9 protein-coding genes (1 of these 9 cut by a window edge) are annotated in these 21,965 nt (G+C 63.2%); 5 read left to right on the top strand and 4 right to left on the bottom strand.

Going from position 1 to position 21,965, the window contains the following annotated elements; genetic code table 11:
* Positions 1 to 162: 162 nt before the first annotated feature.
* Positions 163 to 1,782, bottom strand: coding sequence for a PvdJ/PvdD/PvdP-like protein (locus tag K5E37_RS02365; protein WP_221533021.1), 1,620 nt, complete (start codon positions 1,780 to 1,782; stop codon positions 163 to 165).
* A 174-nt stretch (positions 1,783 to 1,956) separates the two neighbouring features.
* Here K5E37_RS02365 and pvdM point away from each other — a divergent pair, with 174 nt between their 5' ends.
* From pvdM to K5E37_RS02340, 5 genes are all read left to right on the top strand, one after another.
* Positions 1,957 to 3,327: a pyoverdine-tailoring dipeptidase-like protein PvdM gene (gene pvdM / locus K5E37_RS02360; RefSeq protein ID WP_221533020.1), complete on the top strand. Its 1,371-nt coding sequence runs from the start codon at positions 1,957 to 1,959 to the stop codon at positions 3,325 to 3,327.
* Positions 3,324 to 4,604 (top strand): aminotransferase class V-fold PLP-dependent enzyme, encoded by a 1,281-nt coding sequence (locus K5E37_RS02355; protein ID WP_221533019.1) that lies wholly within the window; start codon positions 3,324 to 3,326, stop codon positions 4,602 to 4,604. Before pvdM ends, K5E37_RS02355 begins: the two co-directional genes overlap by 4 nt.
* 32 nt (positions 4,605 to 4,636) lie before the next feature.
* Positions 4,637 to 5,545, top strand: coding sequence for a formylglycine-generating enzyme family protein (locus tag K5E37_RS02350; RefSeq protein WP_127797451.1), 909 nt, complete (start codon positions 4,637 to 4,639; stop codon positions 5,543 to 5,545).
* Positions 5,546 to 5,696: 151 nt separating this feature from the next.
* On the top strand, positions 5,697 to 7,358 hold the full coding sequence (locus tag K5E37_RS02345) for a cyclic peptide export ABC transporter (RefSeq protein ID WP_221533018.1): 1,662 nt from the start codon (positions 5,697 to 5,699) through the stop codon (positions 7,356 to 7,358).
* Positions 7,359 to 7,484: 126 nt separating this feature from the next.
* On the top strand, positions 7,485 to 11,648 hold the full coding sequence (locus K5E37_RS02340; RefSeq protein WP_221533017.1) for a non-ribosomal peptide synthetase: 4,164 nt from the start codon (positions 7,485 to 7,487) through the stop codon (positions 11,646 to 11,648).
* Between the two features lie 175 nt (positions 11,649 to 11,823).
* On the opposite strand, the gene K5E37_RS02335 is transcribed toward K5E37_RS02340, so the two are convergent.
* The 3 genes from K5E37_RS02335 to K5E37_RS02325 all read right to left on the bottom strand — a co-directional run.
* Positions 11,824 to 14,313 (bottom strand): TonB-dependent siderophore receptor, encoded by a 2,490-nt coding sequence (locus K5E37_RS02335; RefSeq protein ID WP_221533016.1) that lies wholly within the window; start codon positions 14,311 to 14,313, stop codon positions 11,824 to 11,826.
* 334 nt (positions 14,314 to 14,647) lie between these two features.
* Positions 14,648 to 17,878, bottom strand: coding sequence for a non-ribosomal peptide synthetase (locus K5E37_RS02330; RefSeq protein WP_221533015.1), 3,231 nt, complete (start codon positions 17,876 to 17,878; stop codon positions 14,648 to 14,650).
* Positions 17,875 to 21,965: the 3' portion of a non-ribosomal peptide synthase/polyketide synthase gene (locus tag K5E37_RS02325; RefSeq protein WP_221533014.1), read on the bottom strand. Its footprint extends 9,457 nt past the window's final position; the window shows 4,091 of its 13,548 coding nt (coding positions 9,458-13,548); its start codon lies beyond the right edge, outside the window; the stop codon is at positions 17,875 to 17,877. Before K5E37_RS02325 ends, K5E37_RS02330 begins: the two co-directional genes overlap by 4 nt.

Genomic DNA, 21,965 nt, shown 5'->3' with positions numbered 1-21,965 from the left:
TCCTTATCGGCGCTTTAGGTAGAAAGGGCGGGACGAGAAGTCTCCCACGGTCCGTACTGGCTAGAGTCGGAATCGAGCTTTTAGTCCCGCCCACCCCTTCAAGTCTAAACATACAAGCGAGCTTGCTACATGGGGGCGATCCAGCGAACGATAACGCGGTCCTCAGACCGCGTCGGTTTTGGCCTTCAGATTGCGCGCATACCACGGCCGCTTCGGCACTCGCCGGAACAATCCTTCCAGCTTCTTCTCATCCGAACCGAACACGATTCGCAGCGCCAGCTTCATGACTTCCGGATCCATCTCGACCGACTTGCCGACCTGCAACCCCGGCGTAGTGCTGCAACCGTGAGTCGTCGGGCCAAGCCACGGGTCAGCGACTTCGACCCAACGCCCAGGCGCAAACCATTTCACACCATTGACTTCAAGCCGCGTGACCTGACCCGGATGGAAACGCTCGTGGGCGCGGAACCAGTCTTCCACGCGGTCATCGATCCAGCCGTGGAAATGCCAGAACACCGGGTTCACATGAGATGAAAACGGATCGCCGAGGAAGTCGTTTTCCGGGGCGAACCAGCGTGCGGCAAAATCGTCCAGATCCCGGGCCAGCGGCACCGGCTGACCGTTGGACGGATCGCGCGGCACCGAAGCCCAGCGCATGTGCAGCCAGTCGTGCAGCCCCAGTTCGACTTCGGAGCCGAACTGACCGAGGGTCATCTTCGACAGATACTGTGGATCGCGGTACTGCGACTCCCAGACCTCGAAGTTGCTCTGATAGGTCTCGGCGGTCTTGATGTCGCTGACCCACTGGCTGAATTCATCGTCGCCATCGGCCAGCCACGTCGGCGGCAGCGCGGTGCCGTCGTGGTTATCGAAATAGCGGGCAAAACCCTGACGGTCGCGCACCAGTTCCGGCTGCGGCAGCGGAAAGAACTCCCACGACGGCAGATCCTGCAGCGAGCGCGCCGTCCCGAGCATGTGCCGGTGCATGAAAAAGAAATCGATGCCCGAACCGTTGCGATCCTTGCGCGGACCACGGGCATCACGCTCCTGATCCCGAGGGCCGGGCTGCCAGCCGAGGCCGCGCAAGGCGTTGCGCTTGTCCTCGGACAGCGTGTGCCATTTGTCCCGCGTCGCGTGCCACACCTGGTGGAACAGTCGATGCTCGGGTGACACCAGCCAGGCCAGCAAAGGCGCATTGAGCGGCGTGCGCTGGCGGGCTTCGGGGAACAGGCATTTGACCGCGATGAAGCGGTGATCCTGCGCCGGCAAGGCCAGCGCGCGATCGAGGCGCTGGACACTGCCACTGAGGGTGCCGCTGCCGGCGTTGCCGAAATCCGCCCAGACCTCGTCGAGGGTCATGTTCAGTTCGTAGTCGACGCTGCCGCCGGTGCCCAGCAGGCGCCAGCTGAGCTTCGAAGCCTCGGCCCCGGCAAGATCGCAGAGTATTCGGTAACGAGGGGTGTCGGCAGAGCGCAGACGCTCCGGCGTATCGAGAAAACCGCACACGCCCCGGCCTTTCTGACCGATGTCGATGAACACTTCCAGGCCCTGGGCCGGCAAGCCGTCCAGGCCCGCATCACGCCCGACGAAGCGGATCTTCCAGACCCCGCGCAACGCATTCGCCAGGCGTTGCCCGGCCACGTCGGCGACATCGAAAGACGCCTCACCGGGGGTGATCGTCGGGTCGGGCTTCGTCCATTCGCGATGCCCGAAATAAGCTGCAGGTACGGCAGCGCCGGTCAGCGCCAGGCCTGCCATGAACCATCGTCGAGAAATCCTCATTGCCCTACCTGTGTTCAGCCCTGAAGCAGGCTTTATCCAAGCTAGAACGTTTGCTGAGCGAACAAATTTAAGCGCCCTCGGGGCGGACTAATTTTCTCCCGCGCCCGCTCGTTCTTCCCAGATAGCAAAGGCCTCTGTGCCTGCACCTCGACGGCGAACCTGACTGAGATGGCAATGACAAAACCACGTTCGAAAAAGGCTCTTTACATCGGCCTGCCGCTGGCCCTGGCGATCAGCGCCGGCGCCGGTTTCGCGGTCTGGGATATCTGGTTCAAGGACAATCCCGGCTACCCTCGCAAAGTCATGCAGCAGGCCGAAGAGCTGCACGAACACATGCTCTCGTTCGACAGCCACATCACCATCACCCAGAACTTCGGCACCACCGGCCACGAAGTCGACAAGGACGGCAGCGACCAGTTCGACCTGGTCAAGGCCAATCGCGGACGCCTGTCCGGCGCGGCACTGACGATCTTCGGCTGGCCGGAAATCTGGAACGGCGCCAATGCCCCGCACAAGCCCACCGCCGGCTTCGTCGACGAGGCGCGCAACCAGCAGGAAATCCGCTACAAGATCATTTCCGGCATGGTCCGCGACTTCCCCAACCAGGTCGGCATCGCCTACACCGCCGACGACTTCCGGCGCCTGCACGGCGAAGGCAAGTTCGCGATCTTCATCAGCATGCTCAACGCCTACCCGCTGGGCCACGACCTGAACCTGCTGGACCTGTGGACGGCGCGCGGCATGCGCATGTTCGGCTTCAGTTACATCGGCAACAACGACTGGGCCGACTCGTCGCGCCCGCTGCCGTTCTTCAATGATTCGCCGGACGCCCTCGACGGTCTTTCGGACCTGGGCAAGCAAGCGGTGAAACGCCTGAACGACCTGGGCGTGATCATCGACGTGTCGCAGATGTCGACCAAGGCCCTGGAGCAAGTCGCGCAACTGAGCCGCACCCCGCTGGTGGCGTCGCACTCGGCGCCGCGCGCCATGGTCGATATCCCGCGCAACCTCAGCGACAAGGAAATGCAGCTGATCAAGAACAGCGGTGGCGTGGTGCAGATCGTCGGCTTCTCGCAATACCTGCGCCCACTGACCCAGGGCACTCAGGACAAGCTGAATGAACTGCGCAAACGCTACGACCTGCCGCCGCTGCCGAACCTGGCCATGGCCTTGATGCCGGGCGATCCGATCATCTCGGCGTGGTCGGAGCAGAAGTTCGGCGAATACGCCGGCCAGCTCTACGCGATCCTCGAAGGCGAACCCAAGGCCAGCCTCAAGGATCTGGGCGACGCCATCGATTACACGGTCAGAAAGATCGGTATCGACCACGTCGGCATCAGCTCGGACTTCAACGAAGGTGGCGGCGTCAAAGGCTGGGAGAACGTCGGCGAGATCCGCAACGTGACCGCTGAACTGCTGTCGCGCGGTTACACCGAAGCCGATATCGCCAAGCTCTGGGGCGGCAATTTCCTGCGGGTCTGGGACCAGGTGGAAAAATCCGCCAAACCGGCACTGGCCACTGCCCGGGAAGCCGCCAAGCCATGAGCAACCGTCGTGACTTTCTCAAGCAGGCCGGGATCCTCGCCGCCGCATTGCCATTGGGTGCGAGCCTGCCGAACATCGCCAACGCTTCGACCGCCGCCTCGCTGCCACGCAACAAGTGGGCGCAGTTGCAGCAATTGTTCGATCAGGATCCGGCGTGGCTGCACTTCTCCAACTTCCTGATCACCACCCACCCGCGCCCGGTGCGCGAGGCGATCGAAATGCACCGCGCCGCCCTCGACAAGAACCCCGGGCTGGCGATGGACTGGGACCACGGCGTCACCGAAAAACGCGAGGAAGCCGTGCGCGTGCTGGCCGGCCAATACGTGCAGGCCGATGCCCGGCAGATTGCGCTCACCGGCAGCACCACCGAAGGCCTGGCGATGATTTACGGCGGCGTGCAGGTGCGCGCCGATCAGGAAATCCTCACCACGGCCCACGAGCATTACGCAACGCACACCATCCTCGAACTGCGCACCCAGCGTGACGGCACCAAGGTGCGCAAGATCCGTCTGTTCAAGGATCCTTACCGGATCAGCAAGGATGAACTGCTGGCCAATATCGACCGCAGCATCCGCCCGGAAACCCGCGTGCTGGGCATGTGCTGGGTGCATTCGGGCAGCGGCGTGAAACTGCCGCTCGCCGACATCGGTGCGCTGGTCGACAAACACAACCGCGGGCGCAGCGAAGCCGACCGCATCATCTATGTGGTGGACGGCGTGCACGGTTTCGGCGTGGAAGACGTGAGCTTCCCGGCCATGAACTGCGACTTCTTCATCGCCGGCACCCACAAATGGATGTTCGGCCCGCGCGGCACCGGGATCGTGGTCAGCCGCACGCCGGAAGTGAAATACGTCACGCCGATCATTCCAACCTTTTCCGAGGCCGAGCATTTCTCCACCACCATGACCCCGGGCGGCTATCACGCTTTCGAACACCGCTGGGCGCTGACCGAGGCGTTCAAGTTGCACCTGCAACTGGGCAAGGCCGACGTGCAGGCACGCATTCATGAGCTCAACAGCTACCTGAAAAAACGCCTGCTGCAACGCCCGCAGATCGAGCTGGTCACGCCTTTGAGCCCTGAGTTTTCCGCCGGCTTCACCTTCTTCCGGGTCACTGGCAAGAACAGCGACAAGATCGCCGCGCACCTGATGGCCAACAAAGTCGTGGCCGACGCCGTCGAGCGCGATGTCGGGCCAGTGATCCGCACCGCGCCGGGCCTGCTCAACGACGAAGCCCAGATCGACCGCCTGCTGGCCGTGCTGGATCAGGCGCTGTGAGCCGAACCTTTTTCCTTTTGACGAGACTCGAAATGAACAGTGAACTGCCTCGTTTTGCTTTGAAAAGCCTGTCGGCGCTGACGCTCGCCGCCCTCGCCGCTTGCCTGCTGCCGACCACCGCCCAGGCCGCCACCCCGCCGGCACCGGGCAAGGTGTTCAAGGACTGCAAGGACTGTCCGGAAATGGTCGTGCTGCCCACCGGCACCTTCACCATGGGCACGCCAGAAGATGAAGTCGGCCGTGAGCCCGACGAAGGCCCGATGCACCCGGTGACGTTCGCCAAGCCGCTGGCGATCAGCCGTTTCCAGGTGCTCAAGGGCGAATGGTTTGCCTACCTCAAGGACACCGGTTACGTCATGCCCGATGGCGATACCCGCCCGGGCCGCGCGTGCAAGGCCGGGATCCCGGATTACGCCGGCAGCGACCCGCGCAAGCAGTACACCGACAAGCACCCGGCAGTGTGCATGGACTTCGCCGAGGCCAACGCGTACGTGGCCTGGCTGTCGAAAAAGACCGGCAAGCAATATCGGCTGGTGAGTGAGTCCCTGCGCGAATACGCCGCCCGTGGCGGCACCACCGGGCCGTTCCCGTTCCCGTTCGATGAGGGCAAGGAATACAGCATCGCCAAGCACGCCAATACCTACGGTGCGGCCGACGGCTACAACTTCACCGCGCCGGCCGGCAGCTTCCCGCCCAACGCCTTCGGTGTGTACGACATGCACGGCAACGTCTACGAATGGACCGCCGATTGCTACAACGAAAACTACGAAGGCGCGCCGAGTGACGGCAGTGCGTGGGAGACCGGCAAGTGCCAGTTCAAGCGCATTCGCGGCAACGACTGGGGCGAAGCGCCGGTGTTCTCCCGCTCCGGCAACCGCAATGCGCTGGTGCCGACCGAGCGTGGCGACTGGATCGGTTTTCGCGTGGCGCGCGACCTCTAACCGCGAGCACCGCAGCGGCACCCGCCGCTCGCTCGTCGCTTGAGTCCTCGATAAACCCGCGGGCGGCTAAATCGCTGCCCGCGGGTTTCGTCTTTTAACCAGCCCTACCCTTGAACCAATGCCTTGACCGGCACCAAAAGCGGAAACCTCCATGACCACAAAATCGCGCGGAGCCATCAGTGAAGTCCTCGGCCTGCTCAAGCCTTACCGGGTCGTCGTGGCGCTGTCGATCCTGCTCGGCATGCTCGGTGGCGTCAGCGTCACCGCCCTGCTGGCGACCATCAACAAAGCCCTGAACGGCGCCGGCAGCCCTTCGGCCACGGTATTGGCGACGTTTGCCGGCCTCTGCGCCTTTGCCCTGTTGACCTCGATTCTGTCGGACATCGGCACCAACCACGTCGGCCAGCACATCATTGCCGGGCTGCGTAAATCCCTGGGTGAAAAGGTCCTGCTGGCGCCCATCGAACAAATTGAACGGTTCCGCAGCCACCGCCTGATTCCGGTGCTGACCCACGACGTCGACACGGTCAGCGATTTCGCCTTTTCCTTCGCGCCGCTGGCCATCGCCTTTACCGTGACGCTCGGTTGCCTGGGCTATCTGGCGTTCCTGTCGCTGCCGATGTTCATCCTGCTGCTGGTGGCCCTGGTGGTCGGTATCGCGGTGCAATACGTCGCCCGCAACAAAGGCATCAAAGGCTTCGAAACCGCTCGCGAAGCCGAAGATGAGCTGCAAAAGCACTACAGCGCGATTGCCGCCGGCGCCAAGGAGTTGCGCATTCATCGGCCGCGTCGCCAGCGCATGTTCAGCCAGCGCATCGAAGGCACCGCCGATTTCATCTGCCGGACCCACATTCGTTCGGTCAACATTTTCGTGATAGCCAAGACGTTCGGCTCGATGCTGTTTTTCGTGGTCATCGGCCTGGTGCTGGCCCTGCAGTCATTGTGGCTGGGCACTGACAAAGCGGTGCTCAGCGGTTTCGTGCTGGTGCTGCTGTACATGAAAGGCCCGCTGGAATACCTGATCACCACCCTGCCGGTGATCAGCCGCGCGAACATCGCGTTCAAGCGCATCAACGATCTGGCCGAGCAATTTTCCTCGCCGGAGCCGCACCTGCTGTTGAGCGAATCCGCGCCGGTGAGCAAAACCCCGGTCCAGCAGCTGCAAATGCACAACGTGCATTACGCCTTTCCCCCGGTCAAAGGCAGCGCCGCCTTCGAACTGGGCCCGGTCAATCTGAACATCGCTCAGGGCGACATCGTGTTCATCGTCGGCGAGAACGGCGGCGGCAAGACCACCCTGATCAAACTGCTGCTGGGGCTGTATGCGCCACAGCGCGGTGAAGTCCTGCTCAACGGTCAGGTGGTCGATGCCCGGGCCCGCGATGACTACCGCCAGCTGTTCACCACGATTTTTGCCGACTACTACCTGTTCGATGAGCTGGTTCAGGGCGATCAACAGGTCCCTGCCGATGCCGGCCGGTATCTGGAGCGCCTGGAAATCGCGCACAAGGTGAGCATTCAGGACGGCGTGTTCAGCACCACCGATCTGTCCACCGGCCAGCGCAAGCGTCTGGCCCTGATCAACGCCTGGCTGGAGGAACGTCCGGTGCTGGTGTTCGACGAATGGGCCGCCGACCAGGACCCGGCGTTCCGGCGGATCTTCTACACCGAGTTGCTGCCGGAACTGAAACAGATGGGCAAGACCATCATCGTGATCTCCCACGACGACCGCTATTTCGACGTCGCCGATCAACTGGTGCGCATGGAGGGTGGCCGGGTCGTCACCCACAAAAAGCCCCTCGAAACCGCCTGAGCGAAAGCGCTCTTTCAGCCGACAGCGCCTGTGCGCTGTCGGCCTTCTACCTGAATGTTTATCGCCGTGGACCCGACTGTCGGCAACGCCGTCAGCGACCACGGCGCTGCCAACCACGAGAGACCGATGAACGACTTACTCGATGATGAAGTGCTGGCGCTGCTGATGGCTGATGCCGGCGTGCAACTTCAAGGCATCCCGGCCCGCCCCCACCCGGTCCCGGCGCCGCTCTCCTTCGCCCAGCAACGCTTGTGGTTCGTGCAACAGCTGACGCCCGACAGTGCCGCCTACAACCTGCCCCGTGCCGTGCGCCTGAACGGCGTTGTGCAAGCCCGGCATCTGCAAGCGGCGCTGAACAAAGTCATCGCACGCCACGACGTGCTGCGCAGCGCGATCGTCGAGATCGACGGCGTGGCGATGCAGGTCGTCGATGAACAAGCGACACTCGAACTGGCCTTCGAAGACCTGCGCCACCTGAGCGCCGAAACACGCGACCCCGAACTTGCCCGACGCATCGCCGTCGAGGCCGGTCTGCCCTTCGATCTGAAAACCGCGCCGCTGATGCGCGCGACGCTGCTGCAGACCGCCGACACTGAACACCTGCTGCTGATGAACATGCACCACATCGCCTCCGATGCCTGGTCCAACGCCATTCTCATGCAGGACCTGATGCAGGCCTATGAACAGGTCGTGGCGGGCGATTCGTCGCCGCTGCGCCGACCGGCCATCCAGTACGCCGACTACGCCAACTGGCAACGCGGCGAATACCTCGACAGCGCCGCGTGTGCCGCCAGTGCCGACTATTGGCGCAACTACCTCGGGCAGACCCTGCCGCCGCTGGAACTGCCGACCGACTTTCCTCGTCACGAGCAGCAGACCCACCCGGCCGGCAAACACGACTTCAGCCTGCCGACGGCACTGACACAGAATTTGAACCGCTTCTGCCAACAGTGGGGACTGACGCCGTTTGTGGTGGCGCTCGGTGCCTGGCAACTGCTGCTGAGCCGCTACAGCAACCAGCAGGACTTCACGGTCGGCGTGCCGAATGCGAGCCGCAATCGCAGCGAAACCCAGGAGCTGGTGGGCTTTTTTGTCAGCGCCCAGGTCTACCGCGTGCGCATCGATCCACAGCTGCCGTGCCAGGATTTTCTCCAGCGCCTGCGCCGCGAAACCCTCGCCGCGCTGGATCATGCCGACTACCCGCTGGAGCTGAGCTTCGACGACCTGCAACTGCGGGCGAACGGACAGATCAATCCGTTGTTTCAAACGCTGTTCAACTGGCGCACCGAGGCCTCCGGCGAGGGTCCGCTGATGTTGGGCGACCTGGCGCTGGACTTCCTCCCGGCGGACACGACCCAGGCCAAATTCGACCTGTCGCTGGACATCGCCTATTCGCTGGAGCGCATCGACGCCAGCCTCGAATACAGCCGCGACCTCTACACGCCCGCGACCCTCGAACGCCTGGCCGGTCAGTGGCAGAACCTGCTGCACGCGATCACCGAAGATCCGCGCTGCGCGTTGAGCGAACTGCCGCTGCTGAGCCGCGATGAACGCCACGTGCAGCTCGAACAATGGAACCCGCCCGCCTCGGCCTTGCCCGACGAAGGCGTGCACCAGTTGTTCGAGCGTCAGGCGCTGGCCACACCGGACGCGGTGGCACTGATCGTCAATGACCTGCACGTGAGTTATGCCCGGCTCAATTCGGCGGCCAATCGACTGGCGAACACCCTGGTCGCGTGCGCCGTCGGCCCCGAAGTCCGCGTGGGCATCGCCGTCGAGCGCTCGGCGCACATGATCATCAGCCTGCTGGCGGTGCTCAAGGCCGGCGGGGTCTATGTCCCGCTCGACCCCGACTACCCGCAGGAACGCCTGGCCTGGATGATCGAGGACAGCGGCCTGGATGTATTGCTGGCGCAGGATTCGCTGCTTGAGCGCCTGCCGTCGCCGTCATCGGTCAAGGTGGTGTGCGTCGATGAGGTTGATCCGCTCGATGACCAACCTGTCGACAACCCGCCCTGCCGCACTTTCGCCAGCAATCTGGCGTACGTGATGTTCACCTCGGGCTCCACCGGTCGCCCGAAAGGCGTGGGCATCACTCACGGCGCCCTGACCCGTCACGCACAAATCGGTCGGGAGTTCCACGGTCTGACGCCTGCCGACCGTTTGCTGCAATACGGCACGTTCAATTTCGATGCGTTTGTCGATCAGCTCTACCCGGCGCTGATCTGCGGCGCTTCGGTGGTGCTGCGCGGGCAGGACATCTGGGACAGCGAAACCTGGTATCAGCAGCTGCTGGAGAAAAAATTCACCGTCAGCGAACTGACCACGACGTACTGGAACTTGCTGGCCAAGGACTTCGCGGCCGCCGGCCCACGGGACTACGGATCGCTGCGTCAGGTGGTGGTCGGCGGCGAAGCCATGCCACCGGAAGCGGTCGCGGCCTGGGGCCAGGCCGGTCTCGGCCACGTGCGATTGCTCAATGTCTACGGCCCGACGGAAGCGACCGTCGACTCCACGCTGCTCGATTGCAGCGACTACGTCACCGGGCGCATTCCCCTGCCCAAAGCCATGCCGATTGGTCGACCGCTGGCCGGTCGTGCCGTGTACCTGCTCGACAGCGGCGGTCAGCCGGTGCCCGTCGGCACCGTGGGCGAACTGATGATTGCCGGCGAGCTGCTCGCGCGGGGCTATTTCAATCGACCGGAGCTGACCGCCGAACGCTTCATCCCGGACCCGTTCAGCAACCGGGGCGGACGCCTCTATCGCACCGGCGATCTGGCCCGCTATGGCGCCGACGGCGTGATCGAATATGTCGGGCGCCTCGACCACCAGGTGAAAATTCGCGGCTTCCGCATCGAGCTCGGCGAAATCGAGTCCTGCCTGCTGCAGTGGCCAGCCGTACGTGAGGCCGTGGTCGTCGCCCACGAAGGCGCGACCGGCACGCAGTTGATCGGCTATGTCGTGCCGCATGCGAGCGAGCCACCCGAGGACGAACTGCGCGAAGCCCTCAAGGCAGAATTGAAGGTGCGCCTGCCCAACTACATGATCCCTGCTCACCTGGTGGTGCTGAGTGCATTGCCACTGAGCCCCAACGGCAAACTGGATCGCAAAGCCCTGCCACTGCCCGATCTGCATCAGGCACACCGGCCGTTCCGTGCGCCGCAAACGCCCCTCGAAACAGCACTGGCCGAACTCTGGCAAGAGGCGCTGCATGTCGAGCGTGTGAGCCTGGACGACAATTTCTTCGAGCTGGGCGGCCATTCGATTCTGGCCATTCAGTTCATTTCCGCCTTGAACGCGCGCCTGGGGATCAAACTGGCCCTGCAACAAATGCTCGCGCACCCCACGGTCGAAGTGCTGGCCCGGTTCATCGGCATGGAACATCAACAGCAGGTGCAATGCGTGGTCGAGCTGACCGGCGCCACGTCAACCGCTACACCGCTGTTCTGTCTGCACCCGAGCGGCGGCATCGTCTTCTGTTATCAGCCGCTGGCCAAGCGTCTGAGCAAGCACGCTCGCACCTTCGGCATCATGCACAAAGGCTTCGCCGACAAGGACGCCAGCACCCAGACCTGGCCCGAGATGATTGCCGAATACACCGAACAGATTGTCGAAAAGCACCCCGACGGCCCCTATCGCCTGATGGGCTGGTCGCTGGGTGGCGCGATCGCCATGGACGTGGCCGCTGCACTGGAGCGCCAGGGCAAACAGGTGACGTTTCTGGGTCTGGTCGACACCACCCTGCCGGAAAGCATCTTCCCTGCGGATCTGCCACGCAAACCGCTGGAGGAAGACAACCCCGAGTACCTCAGCGCAGACAACGAACTGTCCGTTGCCGTGGAAATGTTCAGCCTGATGTTTGCCCATCTGGAAGAGCCTGCGGCGCGTTACATCGCCGAGAACCCGACAACCAGCCTCAAGGCCTTTTATCAGTGGGCCAGCCAGCAGGCCGCCACCGACGAACAGGAAATGATCGCCACGCTGGAGGCCATCAAACAGGAAATCATGAACGCCCAGGCGTTCGACATCCACGAGCGGCTGGTCAAGAGTTTCGATGCGTTCTCGCTGCCAACCCTCAAGGTCAAGGCCAGCTGCTGGTGGTCGTTGCAGCACAAGACCCTGGAGCAAGTGCTGCACTCGGAGCAGGTCCTGCGCCAGTACAACCTCAGTGGGCAGTTGCAAGGTTCCGTCCATTCGCCATTGCCGCACCGCAGCATGATCTATGGCGAAAGCCTGCTGGACTCGTTTGAATCCGTGCTCCTCGCCTGCGAGGGCGTGACGCGGGACTGACCCTTCGGCAACACAAAAAACGCAGACGCCTCGGCCTCTGCGTTTTTTCATGCCTGCTGTTTTGTTCGGGTGTGCTTTGTTTCAGCAAGGTGCCGGCGAGAAACTCCGGGCATAAAAAAACCGGCCCACCCTCCTTGTTCAGGAGCGTGGGCCGGTTCGGCACCCGGTCAGTGCATCAGAACTGCGGGGTGTACTTCACGGAGAACATCACGTTGCGTGGGTCACCGAAGTTGTTGTTACCACTGAGCTGGTTGTACGCCGCGTTGACGTACTTCTTGTCGAACAGGTTATTCGCGTTGACCGCCAGGCTGATCTCCGGTGTCAGCTGGTAAGCGACACGGCCGTTCCACACGGTGTAACCCGCCACCTCGTAAGAGCCTTCGTAGCCCAGGGTGTGGTTTTGAGTGGTGAAACCAAGCCCGGTGCTCAGACGGTTCAAATCACCGGTGAACTGGTAGTTGCCCCACACACGCAGCATGTGTTTCGGTGTCCAGGTGCTGAACGTGCGACCTTCCATGTCAGGATCGTCGAGGTACTTGGTGGTGTTGTAGGTGTAACCGGCAAACAGTTGCAGGTTGTCGGTCACAGCACCACTGATCTCGGCGTCCAGACCCTGGCTGCGCACTTTGCCCGCCGCCGTGGAGCAGTACCAGCCGTCACATTCCATGCCGCCGGAAACATCATCGACCGCACGGTTTTTCTGGTCGTAGCGGAACAGCGCCAGGGAGGTGTTAACCCGGCCGTCCATCAGCTCGCCCTTGAGGCCGATTTCGTAGTTGCTGCCGATGATCGGCTTGAGCATCGTGCCGTTGGCATCGCGCACGGTCTGCGGCTGGAACACGTCGGTGTAGCTGGCATACACCGCCCACTCGCGACTCAGGTCGTAGACGATACCGGCGTAAGGGGTGACTTCACCGGTTTCGTTGGTTTTGCTCGGGTCGGCAGCGACGTATTCATCGCTGAAGGCAGCGCGGTTCTTGGACTTGTAGCTGTAGTCATACCAGCTGACGCGCGAACCCAGCACCAGCGTCAGGTCGTCGACCGGTTTGACGCGCCAGGTGCCATACAGACCTTTCTGACGAATATCGTACTTGCTGTCGGTGGCACGGCCGCCGGCGGTGTTGAGCAGACTGTCGTAGCTGATGTCCGGACGATCGTTATTGACGTTGAAGATCGTGTCGGTGGCGTTGTTGTTGAAGGTACGGGCGAGCTGGTCATCCGTCTCCAGCTGGGAGTAGTTGCCGCCGATCATGACTTCCTGCTGCATCGACAAGGCTTCGAACTTGCCGGTGAGGTTCATGTCGAGACCGACCTTGGTGGAGTCGAAGTCGGTGATGAAATCGGCGTACTGAATACCGCTGCCGTCAGGCTTGAGACCGGCACCGGAGCTTTGCAGACGCTGGCTTTTCGACTCGTTGGTTTCGGTCATCTGCACGGCACCGACCTTGAACGCCCAGTCGTCGTTGAAACGGTGTTCGAGGTCAGCGTAAAGGGTGGTGACGTTGATCTGCGAGTGGTTCCATTTGGCACCGCCGTAGGTCGAACGCGAAACGTCCGGCATTCTGCCGTCGGCGTAACGCGGCAGGCCACGGATCATCGGACGCGACTCGGCCTCGGTGCGGCTGACCGCCAGGCCCAGGGTGGTGTCGTCACTCAGGTCGAAGTCCAGCGAGCCGTACAGCGAGTGGGTCTTGCTCCATTCGTAGTCGACGAAGGAATCGCTCTGGTCTTCATCGGCAACGAGACGGCCACGGATAGTGCCGGCCTGGTTCAGCGGGCCGCCCGCGTCCAGTTGCAGGCCGTAGTGATCCCACGAGCCGGCCTTGCCGGTGATGCTCACGGTCGGTGCCGCCTGACCGCGTTTGCGCACCAGGTTGATGGCACCGCCAGGACTGCCGGTCCCTTGCAACAGGCCGGATGCACCGCGCAGGATTTCCAGACGGTCGAAGAAGATCAGGTCCTGGGTCGCCCAGTTGCCCAGCGAGTAGTTGTTACGTGGAATCGGCACGCCGTCGTACTGCCAGTCGTCGATCTGGAAACCGCGCGAAGAGATGATGATGCCCTTGCCGACGCCCTGCAGGCCGACGATGCCGGTGGTCTGGTTCAGCGCGTCCTTGAGGTCGACCAGGTCCTGATCGTCCATCTGCTTGCGGGTCATCACGGTGACCGACTGCGGAATTTCCTTGAGGGTGTGAGTGCCCTTGCCGATCGTGACGGCGTTGGAGGTGTACGAGTTGCTGCCTTCGGTGGTTGCCCCGACCTGTTGCGCACTGATGTTGGTCGCGCCCAGTTCCAGACCCTGTGTGGCCGTGCCGCGCACCAGCATCAGGGTGTTGCCCTCGATGCTGTAACGCACGCCGGTGCCGCGGAGCAATTCGGCGATGGCCGCCTGCGGGCTCATCTTGCCGCTGACCGCGTGGCTCTTGAGTCCGGCCATGTCGTCAGCGTTGTAGATCACTTGCTGGTTGGTCTGCTGACCGAACGCCTGCAATGCCTGCGGCAGCGATTGGGCCGGGATGTTGATGCTGACGTCTTCAGCCATCACTTGAGCGCTGAGCGGCAATACGCAGACCAGCCCCAGACCGGTCAACACTCGGCGCGAACGCAGGCCGCGGGACATGACGAGTGCCTTGAACAGAGGTTTCAACTCATGAATTGCTGACATCGTGCTCTCTATTATTGGTAGAAGTGGAAATCCATTGGGCCGAAGGGCCCGCCGCTGTCTGCACAAGTGAGCCGCGCACTCGATGGCCCTCGGGCGATCTGTCAGTGCGCGGTCGACCGGCCCCTCCCCGGGCACGGTCATCTGGCTGGACAACGGCGAAATTTTTCGCTGAACAAATCCGGTGACCTGGCTGCCCTGCCCGACCCAATTTGCCCACATACCTTAGTAAGACGCAGCACCTCCAAAAAACCGGAATGAGTTTATTTATCATTAGCGCGAAAAGTTAAAAAAAAGGCCGACGCTGTTGGGCGACGGCCTTTTGTTTCATGCCATGTCAGCTGCCTTGCGCAGCCTTGGCGGCTTGCAGCTGCCGCGCCTGCTCGGCCAGGCGGGCCTTTTCCTCGGGGCTCATCGCGTCCATGCGCAGGCGTACCTGGGCCATTTTCTCCAACTGGCCCGGGGTGCTTTCCACCGCCCGCAACGCCATTGCAAGCGATGCCACGGTCGGATGATCGAAGACCAGCCCCGGATGAACTTCGCACTGCAGCAACTTGCGAATCCCGGCCACCAGCTTGATCACCAGCAACGAATGGCCACCGGCGGCAAAGAAGTCACGATCAACCCCCAGCCGCTCGAGCCCGAGCAACTGCGCCATGCGCGAAGCCAGCAATTGCTCGAGTGCATCGCGCGGCGCGACACCTTCGTCATCCGCCGCCCTGCCCGCCAGTTGCTGCAATGCCTTGCGGTCGATCTTGCCGTTGGCCAACCGTGGGAAACGGTCGATCAATTGCAGATGCTGCGGCACCATCACGCCGGGCAGACGAGCGCTCAGTTCGGCGCGTGTAGCGTCCAGCAAGCCCGCCGACAGGCCCTGATGCGCGACGACAAAGGCCAGCAATCCCTGCTCGGCCGACGCGGCCGGCAGCACCAGCGCTTCGGCCACCGGCGCAAGGCGCAGCAGCTCGGCTTCGATCTCCGCCAGTTCAATGCGGAAGCCACGCACCTTGACCTGCTGATCGCGCCGACCGTGCAACTGAATGCCGCCGTCCACGCGATAGCGCGCCAGGTCGCCGCAGCGATACAGACGCTGCGCCGGATCAAACGGGCTCTGGATGAACGTCTGCTCATCAGCTTCGGCATTCAGGTAGCCACGGCACAACTGCGCACCACCCAGGTACAACTCGCCCAGCACACCGGCCGGCGCCAGACGCAACTGCGCGTCCAGCACGTAAACCTGGTTGTTGCCCAACACCTGAGTCAGCGCCGAACAATCGCCGGCAGCGCCGTGCAGATCCAGCGGATGAACCATGACCCCGACCGTCGCTTCGGTAGGACCGTAGTGGTTGAACACCCGGCAGTCGCTGCGCAACCGCGCAATGCGCTCGATCAGGGTCGGGGCAATCGGCTCGCCGCCGAGCACCAGGGTGCGCGGCAAGGTTGCCCGCTCGCTGTCGAGCAGCGCGGCGAGGTGCGACGGCACGATCTTCAGGCAGTCGATCTGCTGCTGTTGCAGGTACTCGGCGAACAGCGCGCCGTCCTGCATCTGCTCATCGCTGGCAACGTGCAGCGTGGCCCCGTTGAACAACGCACCGAACAACGCGGTGTTGCCCAGGTCCGCCGCCACCGTCGAACTGAAACCGACGTTGCGGCACTGTTCCAGCCCCAGCGCCTGGCTGGCCTGAGCCGTGTAGTTCAGCAGTTGCCGATGCTCGATCACCACGCCTTTCGGCACACCGGTGGAGCCGGAGGTAAACAGTACATACGCGATGTCGTGGCCTTGGGTGGCGAGCGCCGGCAATGCTGCACTCGACTGGCTGACATCTGCCAGGGTCAACGCCTTGTGCGGCTGCCCCTGCCAGGCCGGCAGATGCGCGGCGTCGGTCAGCAACAGTGCGGCGCCAGCCTGTTCCAGCATCAAGGCCTGACGTGCCTGCGGCCATTGCACATCCAGCGGCAGATAGGCCGCACCGATGCGCCAGCTCGCCAGCATGACGATCACCAGATCCGCCGAGCGCGGCAGCGCCAGCGCGACAATCGAACCTTCACCCAGCCCCTGCGCCTTGAGACCTTGCGCGACGCTGTCCACGCGGACTTGCAACTGGCCGTAGCTCAATGACTGCCCGGCGTCGGTCAGGGCAATCGCATCCGGGGTGCGCAGCATCAGATCGGCGATGCGCTGCGGCAGAAAACGGCTGTCGGCCAATGGCTGCGCTGATGGATTGATGGCCAGCAAACGCTGCTCTTCGGCATGACCGAGCAAGTTGAGCTGCGCCAGCGGGGTGTGCGGGGCGGCCCGGATCGAATCCAGCAGAACGCCGAACTGCTCCAGCACCACGCTCGCGGCTGCCGGCGAATAACGCGAGCTCGCGTACCGCAGTTCCACCGCCGCCGGTTGCTGTGCGTCGTCCAGTTGCACCTGCAACAAGCATTCAAAGGCATCGGGCTGCACCGGCAAGGCATCCGACATCGTCCAGCGCAAACCGCCGCTGTTACCGCTGCGACCGGCCTGGCCGAGGGTAAAGCCGTAGACCGGCCGCGCCGCATCCGGTGCCAGATCCGGGGTCCAGTATTCCTGCCAGGTGCGATGTTCTTCGAGGCGCGCGGCCAGTTCCACCAGCCAGTCGCTGAAGGCCGCACCGGCCGGCAACGACACCGACAGCGGCAAGGTTTTCTCGAAAACCCCCACGGCGCTGGCGAAGTATTCATAGTCGCTGCGGCTGTCGTGGCGTACACCGACCAGCACCTGCTCAAGCCCGCTCAAGCGGCCCAGCAACACCCACCACGCACCTTGCAACAACGTGGCGACAGGCTGGCCGAGCTGCTCGGCCAGGGCCTGCAAACCTGCGCGTTGCGCCGGTTGCAGCACCAGTGACAGGCGCGAGTCGGCGCCGGCCGTCGTCTGGCTGACGCTGCGGGCGGCCAGCCAGGGCGTGGCGATGTCGACCTGGGCACCTTGCAGCAGTTGCTGCCAATAAGCCCGCGCCGTGCTCGCGTCTTCGTCGAGCACCACTTCGCTGCGCCATTCCAGGTATTGGCTGAACTCGCCCGGCGCCTCATCTTCGGCAGACTCGGCACCGGCGTAGGCTTGCTGCACCTGCTCCAGCAGCAGATGCAGCGATTGCGCATCGGCACTGTGGCGAGCGATACCGATCAGGCACTGCCATTGCTGCGGCGCCAGTCGATACAGCATCGCCTGAACACCCGCCGATTCGCCGACCACAAAAGCGCGGCCCATCGATTCGTCGATCTGCGCCTGAATGTCCTCGGCACCCTGCTCGGCCGCCTGAATCGTCAGCGGAAAACGGGCGACCGGGATCGCGCTCTGACGCAGGCCGTGGAAACCGGCGACCTTGCTCAATTGCGCCAGCAACATCGGCTGTTGCGCCAGCAGCGTATCGAAAGCGGCCTGCAGGCGTTGCGGATCGAGGTCGCCCTCCAGGGTCACACTCAACCAGCGCAAGGCCTCACCGCAGGTCGCCGTGTTCGACAGTTGCTCCAGCAGCGCCTGTTGCTCGGGCGTCAGGGCGAATCCGCTTTCCTGCGTGTCCATCATGACTTCGTTCATGCTCCGGTTTCCTCGGTGTTCACTGCGCCCGGGGCGGTTTGCCCGGCGGCCGGCGCACGTTCAAGACTGCTGTGGTCGTACATGTCGCCCATCGCCACGACAATCTTGCGCGGCCCCTCGAACGGGTCACGGGCATGGGCCACGAGCATGTTGTCGAGCAGGATCGCGTCGCCTTTCTGCCAGTCGAAACGCACGGCGCACTCTTCGTACAGATCGCCGATGCGCTGCATCACTTCGTCTTCGATCGGGGTGCCGTCGCCGTAGTACACGTGACGCGGCATGCGCTCGGGCCCGAACATCGACAACAGGTCCTCACGCACATCCGGCTCCAGCCAGTAGATGTGGTGCAACTGCACCTGATTGAAGAACGACTTGGCGCCCGTGATCGGGTGACGAATGATCGCCGGCCCCGGTGTGCGGGTTTGCAGTTCGTTGTTCTCCAGCCAGCGCCACTCGATGCCGCCGGCCCGGCAACGGGCTTCGACTTCGGCGCGGACTTCGGTCTTGAAGAAGTGCTGCCACGACACATCGAGGTTGTCGGTGAACGTGCGCACGTACAGCAGGCCCTTGGACTCGAACTTGTCACGCAGGTCGGCCGGCAGTTTTTCGTACATCAACCGGCAATCCACCACCGGCGTCGCACCGCCCACCGGTGCGGCCACCTCGCAATAGAACATCTGCTTGCGCGGCCAGCGGTCCTGGTGGGAGCTCTCGTTGTGGAACAGGATCATCTTGCGTTCCGGGTACGGCGTTGAGCGGTAGGTGTTCTTGCCGCCCTCCTTCTTCGGCAGGTCGCCGTACTGGCCGTACAGGCCCGGCTGAATCGCTTCGGCGAACGCCTCGAAACCCTGAATGCCATCGAGTTCAAAACCGCGGAACAGGATGCCGGCGTGGGTGGCGAGTTTTTCTTCGATCAGCGGCCGGTTGTTCTTGATCCATTCGATCAAGTCCAGTTGCGGCTCGTTCGGCTCCACCAGCAGCGGGAATGGCTGGGGTGCCGCGATCAGCGATTCACGTACCGGGGCCGGGCGAACCTTGGCCACCGGGGCGGCGCCGCGCTTGAGGAACTTGCCCAGTTTGTCGGCCTTGGGTCCGGGCGCAGCGGGTTTGGCGGCCACTGCGAAATTGTCGACTGGCATGCTGATAGCTCCCAATTGAATGTCCTGATCAGCGACGATCTGTTCCAACAGGGCTATCCAGGCCTTCACCAGGTACTGAATGCGCTCGTGTCCGAACAAGGTTGTGGCGAATTGCCAATTACCCAGCAATTGCCCTTCTTCTTCGTCAACGAACAATGCCATGTCGAATTTAGAATGGGTCTGCAACGCCGCCAGCGGTTCAACGCTCAAGCCACCCATCGATTGCGTGCGCCCCGGCAGGTTGTTCATCACGAACAAGACCTGCACCAGCGGGTTCATGCCCTTGTGACGCGGCACGCCACAGCTTTCGACGATCATGTCCAGCGGCAGGTCCTGATGCTCCAGCGCACCGAGCAGGTTGTCCTGCGTGCGGGCCAGGAAGTCCGAGAACGCGCTGTGCGCCTCGAAGCGCGAACGCAGAGGCAACACGTTGACGAAGAAGCCGATCAGACGTTCCAGCGCCGGCTGCTCACGCCCGGCAACGTCCGCGCCGACCAGCACATCGTCACCGCCGCTGAACTGATGCAACAGCACCTGGAACGACGCCAGCAGCGTGCTGTACAGCGTCACCCCGGCGTCGGTGGAGACCTTGCGCAAGCCCTGGCTCAGATCCGCCGGCAGACGGAACTGCACGGCATCGCCGTCGTACGACGCCACCGCCCCGCGCGGCTTGTCCAGTGGCAGGTTCAGCTGCCCGCTGTAACCGTCGAGCCGGTCTTTCCAGTAAGCCGCCTGCTGACCGAGAACGCCTGCGCGCTCCAGTTTCTGTTGCCACAGGGCGAAGTCCGAGTACTGCACGTCCAGCGCCGGCAACGGCGTGTGGTCGCCCGCCTTGCTCAGCTCGTAGATTTGCACCAGCTCGTTGACCAGCACGCCCATCGACCAGCCGTCGGAGATGATGTGGTGCATCGAGAACAGCAGCACATGCTCGGTCGGCGAGAGGTGCAGGATGCGCCCGCGCCACAGCGGCGCCTGCTCCAGGTCGATCGGCGTGTGCGCATTGTCCAGCACCGCCTGCGCCACCTGCTCTTCCTGGGCACTGCGCGACAGACCGGACAGATCGAGCACCGGAAAATCGACGTCGACCTGCTCGGCGATCAAGGCGATCGGATCACCTTCATCGTCCTGGGAATACGCGGTACGCAGCACCTCATGACGGCGCACCACTTCGGCGAAGCTGCTGATGAACCGCTCGGTCGACAGCTCGCCGCGCAAGCGCAAAGCCAGCGGCATGCCGTACGCCGAACTGCCGCCGGACAACTGCTCGGCGACCCACAAGCGGCGCTGCACCAGCGACAACGGTGCCGTCGACTTGGCGCCAAAGGCCTTGAGCGGCAAGGCCTGGCTGCCAGCGTCGGTAGCCGTCGGCGCCTGAGCCTGACTCATCCACGCCGCCAGATCCTTGAGGCGCGGATGGTTGAACAGATCCCGCAGACCCAGCGTGCCGGTGGTCAACTGGCGCAAACGCGACACCGCCTGCGTGGCCAGCAACGAATGCCCGCCCAGCTCGAAGAAGTGGTCTTCGCGGCTTACCTGATCGAGTTCCAGCACGTTCTGCCAGATCGCTGCGATCTGCTGTTCCAGCTCACCGATCGGTGCCACAAAGTCTCCGGCCGAAACCACACTCTCGACACTCGGCAAGGCCTTGCGATCGATCTTGCCGTTCGGCGTCAGCGGCAGGCTGGCGAGGAACAACAGGTGCGCCGGGATCATATAGTCCGGCAGGTTCGCCTTGAGCTGCGTCTTCAAGTCTTCGCGCAGCAAGGTTTGCGCGGCGGCATCGGCGTTCGCCACGGCCGCGTCGTCCATCACCACGTACGCCACCAGTTGATGGCTGGAAGCGATCGGTTGCGCGACCACGAGTGCCTGGCTGACACGCTCGATCTGCAACAGACGGGCTTCGATTTCACCCAGCTCGATACGGAAACCGCGCACCTTCACCTGATGGTCGATACGCCCCACGTACTGCAAGGTGCCGTCGGCCTGATAACGGGTCAGGTCGCCGGTGCGGTACATGCGCTCGCCATGGCCGGCGAACGGGTTGGGCACAAACTTCTCGGCGGTCATCGCCGCCCGGCCCAGATAGCCTCGGCTGAGGCCGGCACCGGCCAGGTAAAGCTCGGCCGACACGCCCAGTGGCGCCGGTTGCAGATCGCCGCCCAGCACGTAACTGGCGGTGCGCGCCATCGCCCGGCCGATGTTGGCCGTGCCACCCGCCTCACGACGGGTCCAGGTGGAATAAACGGTGTCTTCCGACGGGCCGTACAGGTCGATGACGTCTTCGATACTCGCCTGTTTGTAAAGCAGGTCCACCAGATTCTGCTTCAGCGCTTCGCCGCACAGGTTGATAAGCCGCACACCCGCCGGAATGTCGCCGGCGTCCTGCAAGGCATTGATCGCCGACGGCACGGTATTGATCAGGCGCACCTGATCGCGGGCCGGCAGTTGCGGCAGTTCAAGGGCATTGCGGGCGATGATCAGCGAGCCGCCATTGGCCAGAGTGACAAAAAGCTCCCACACCGACAGGTCGAAACACACCGAGGTCGAAGCCAGCACGCCTTGAATGTCATCGCGGCTGTAAGTGTTTTTCGACCAGTCGCTCAGCGCCATCACGTTGCTGTGGGTGATCGAAACGCCCTTCGGCTTGCCGGTGGAACCGGAGGTGTAGATCACGTAAGCGAGATTGTCCGCGCACACGTCCGTGACCGGCGCAATTGCACTGTTGGCCGACAGGTCGAGTTGATCCAGAAGCAACACTTGCGTATCGCCACCGACCGTCAGAATCGCAGCCACCTCGGTTTCAGTCAGCAGCACCCGGGCGCGGCTGTCTTCGAGCATGTAAGCGACGCGATCCGCCGGGTAATCAGGGTCCAGTGGCACGTAGGTGCCGCCGGCCTTGAGCACCGCCAGCAGCGCCACCAACAGTTGATCGGAACGCTGCATGGCCA

Origin of the sequence: Pseudomonas sp. RIT778 (genome assembly GCF_019718735.1) — a bacterium.
GTDB classification, from domain to species: domain Bacteria; phylum Pseudomonadota; class Gammaproteobacteria; order Pseudomonadales; family Pseudomonadaceae; genus Aquipseudomonas; species Aquipseudomonas aphyarum.
Note: the sequence above shows the minus strand (reverse complement) of the source record. Positions and strands in the feature narration are given on the sequence as shown.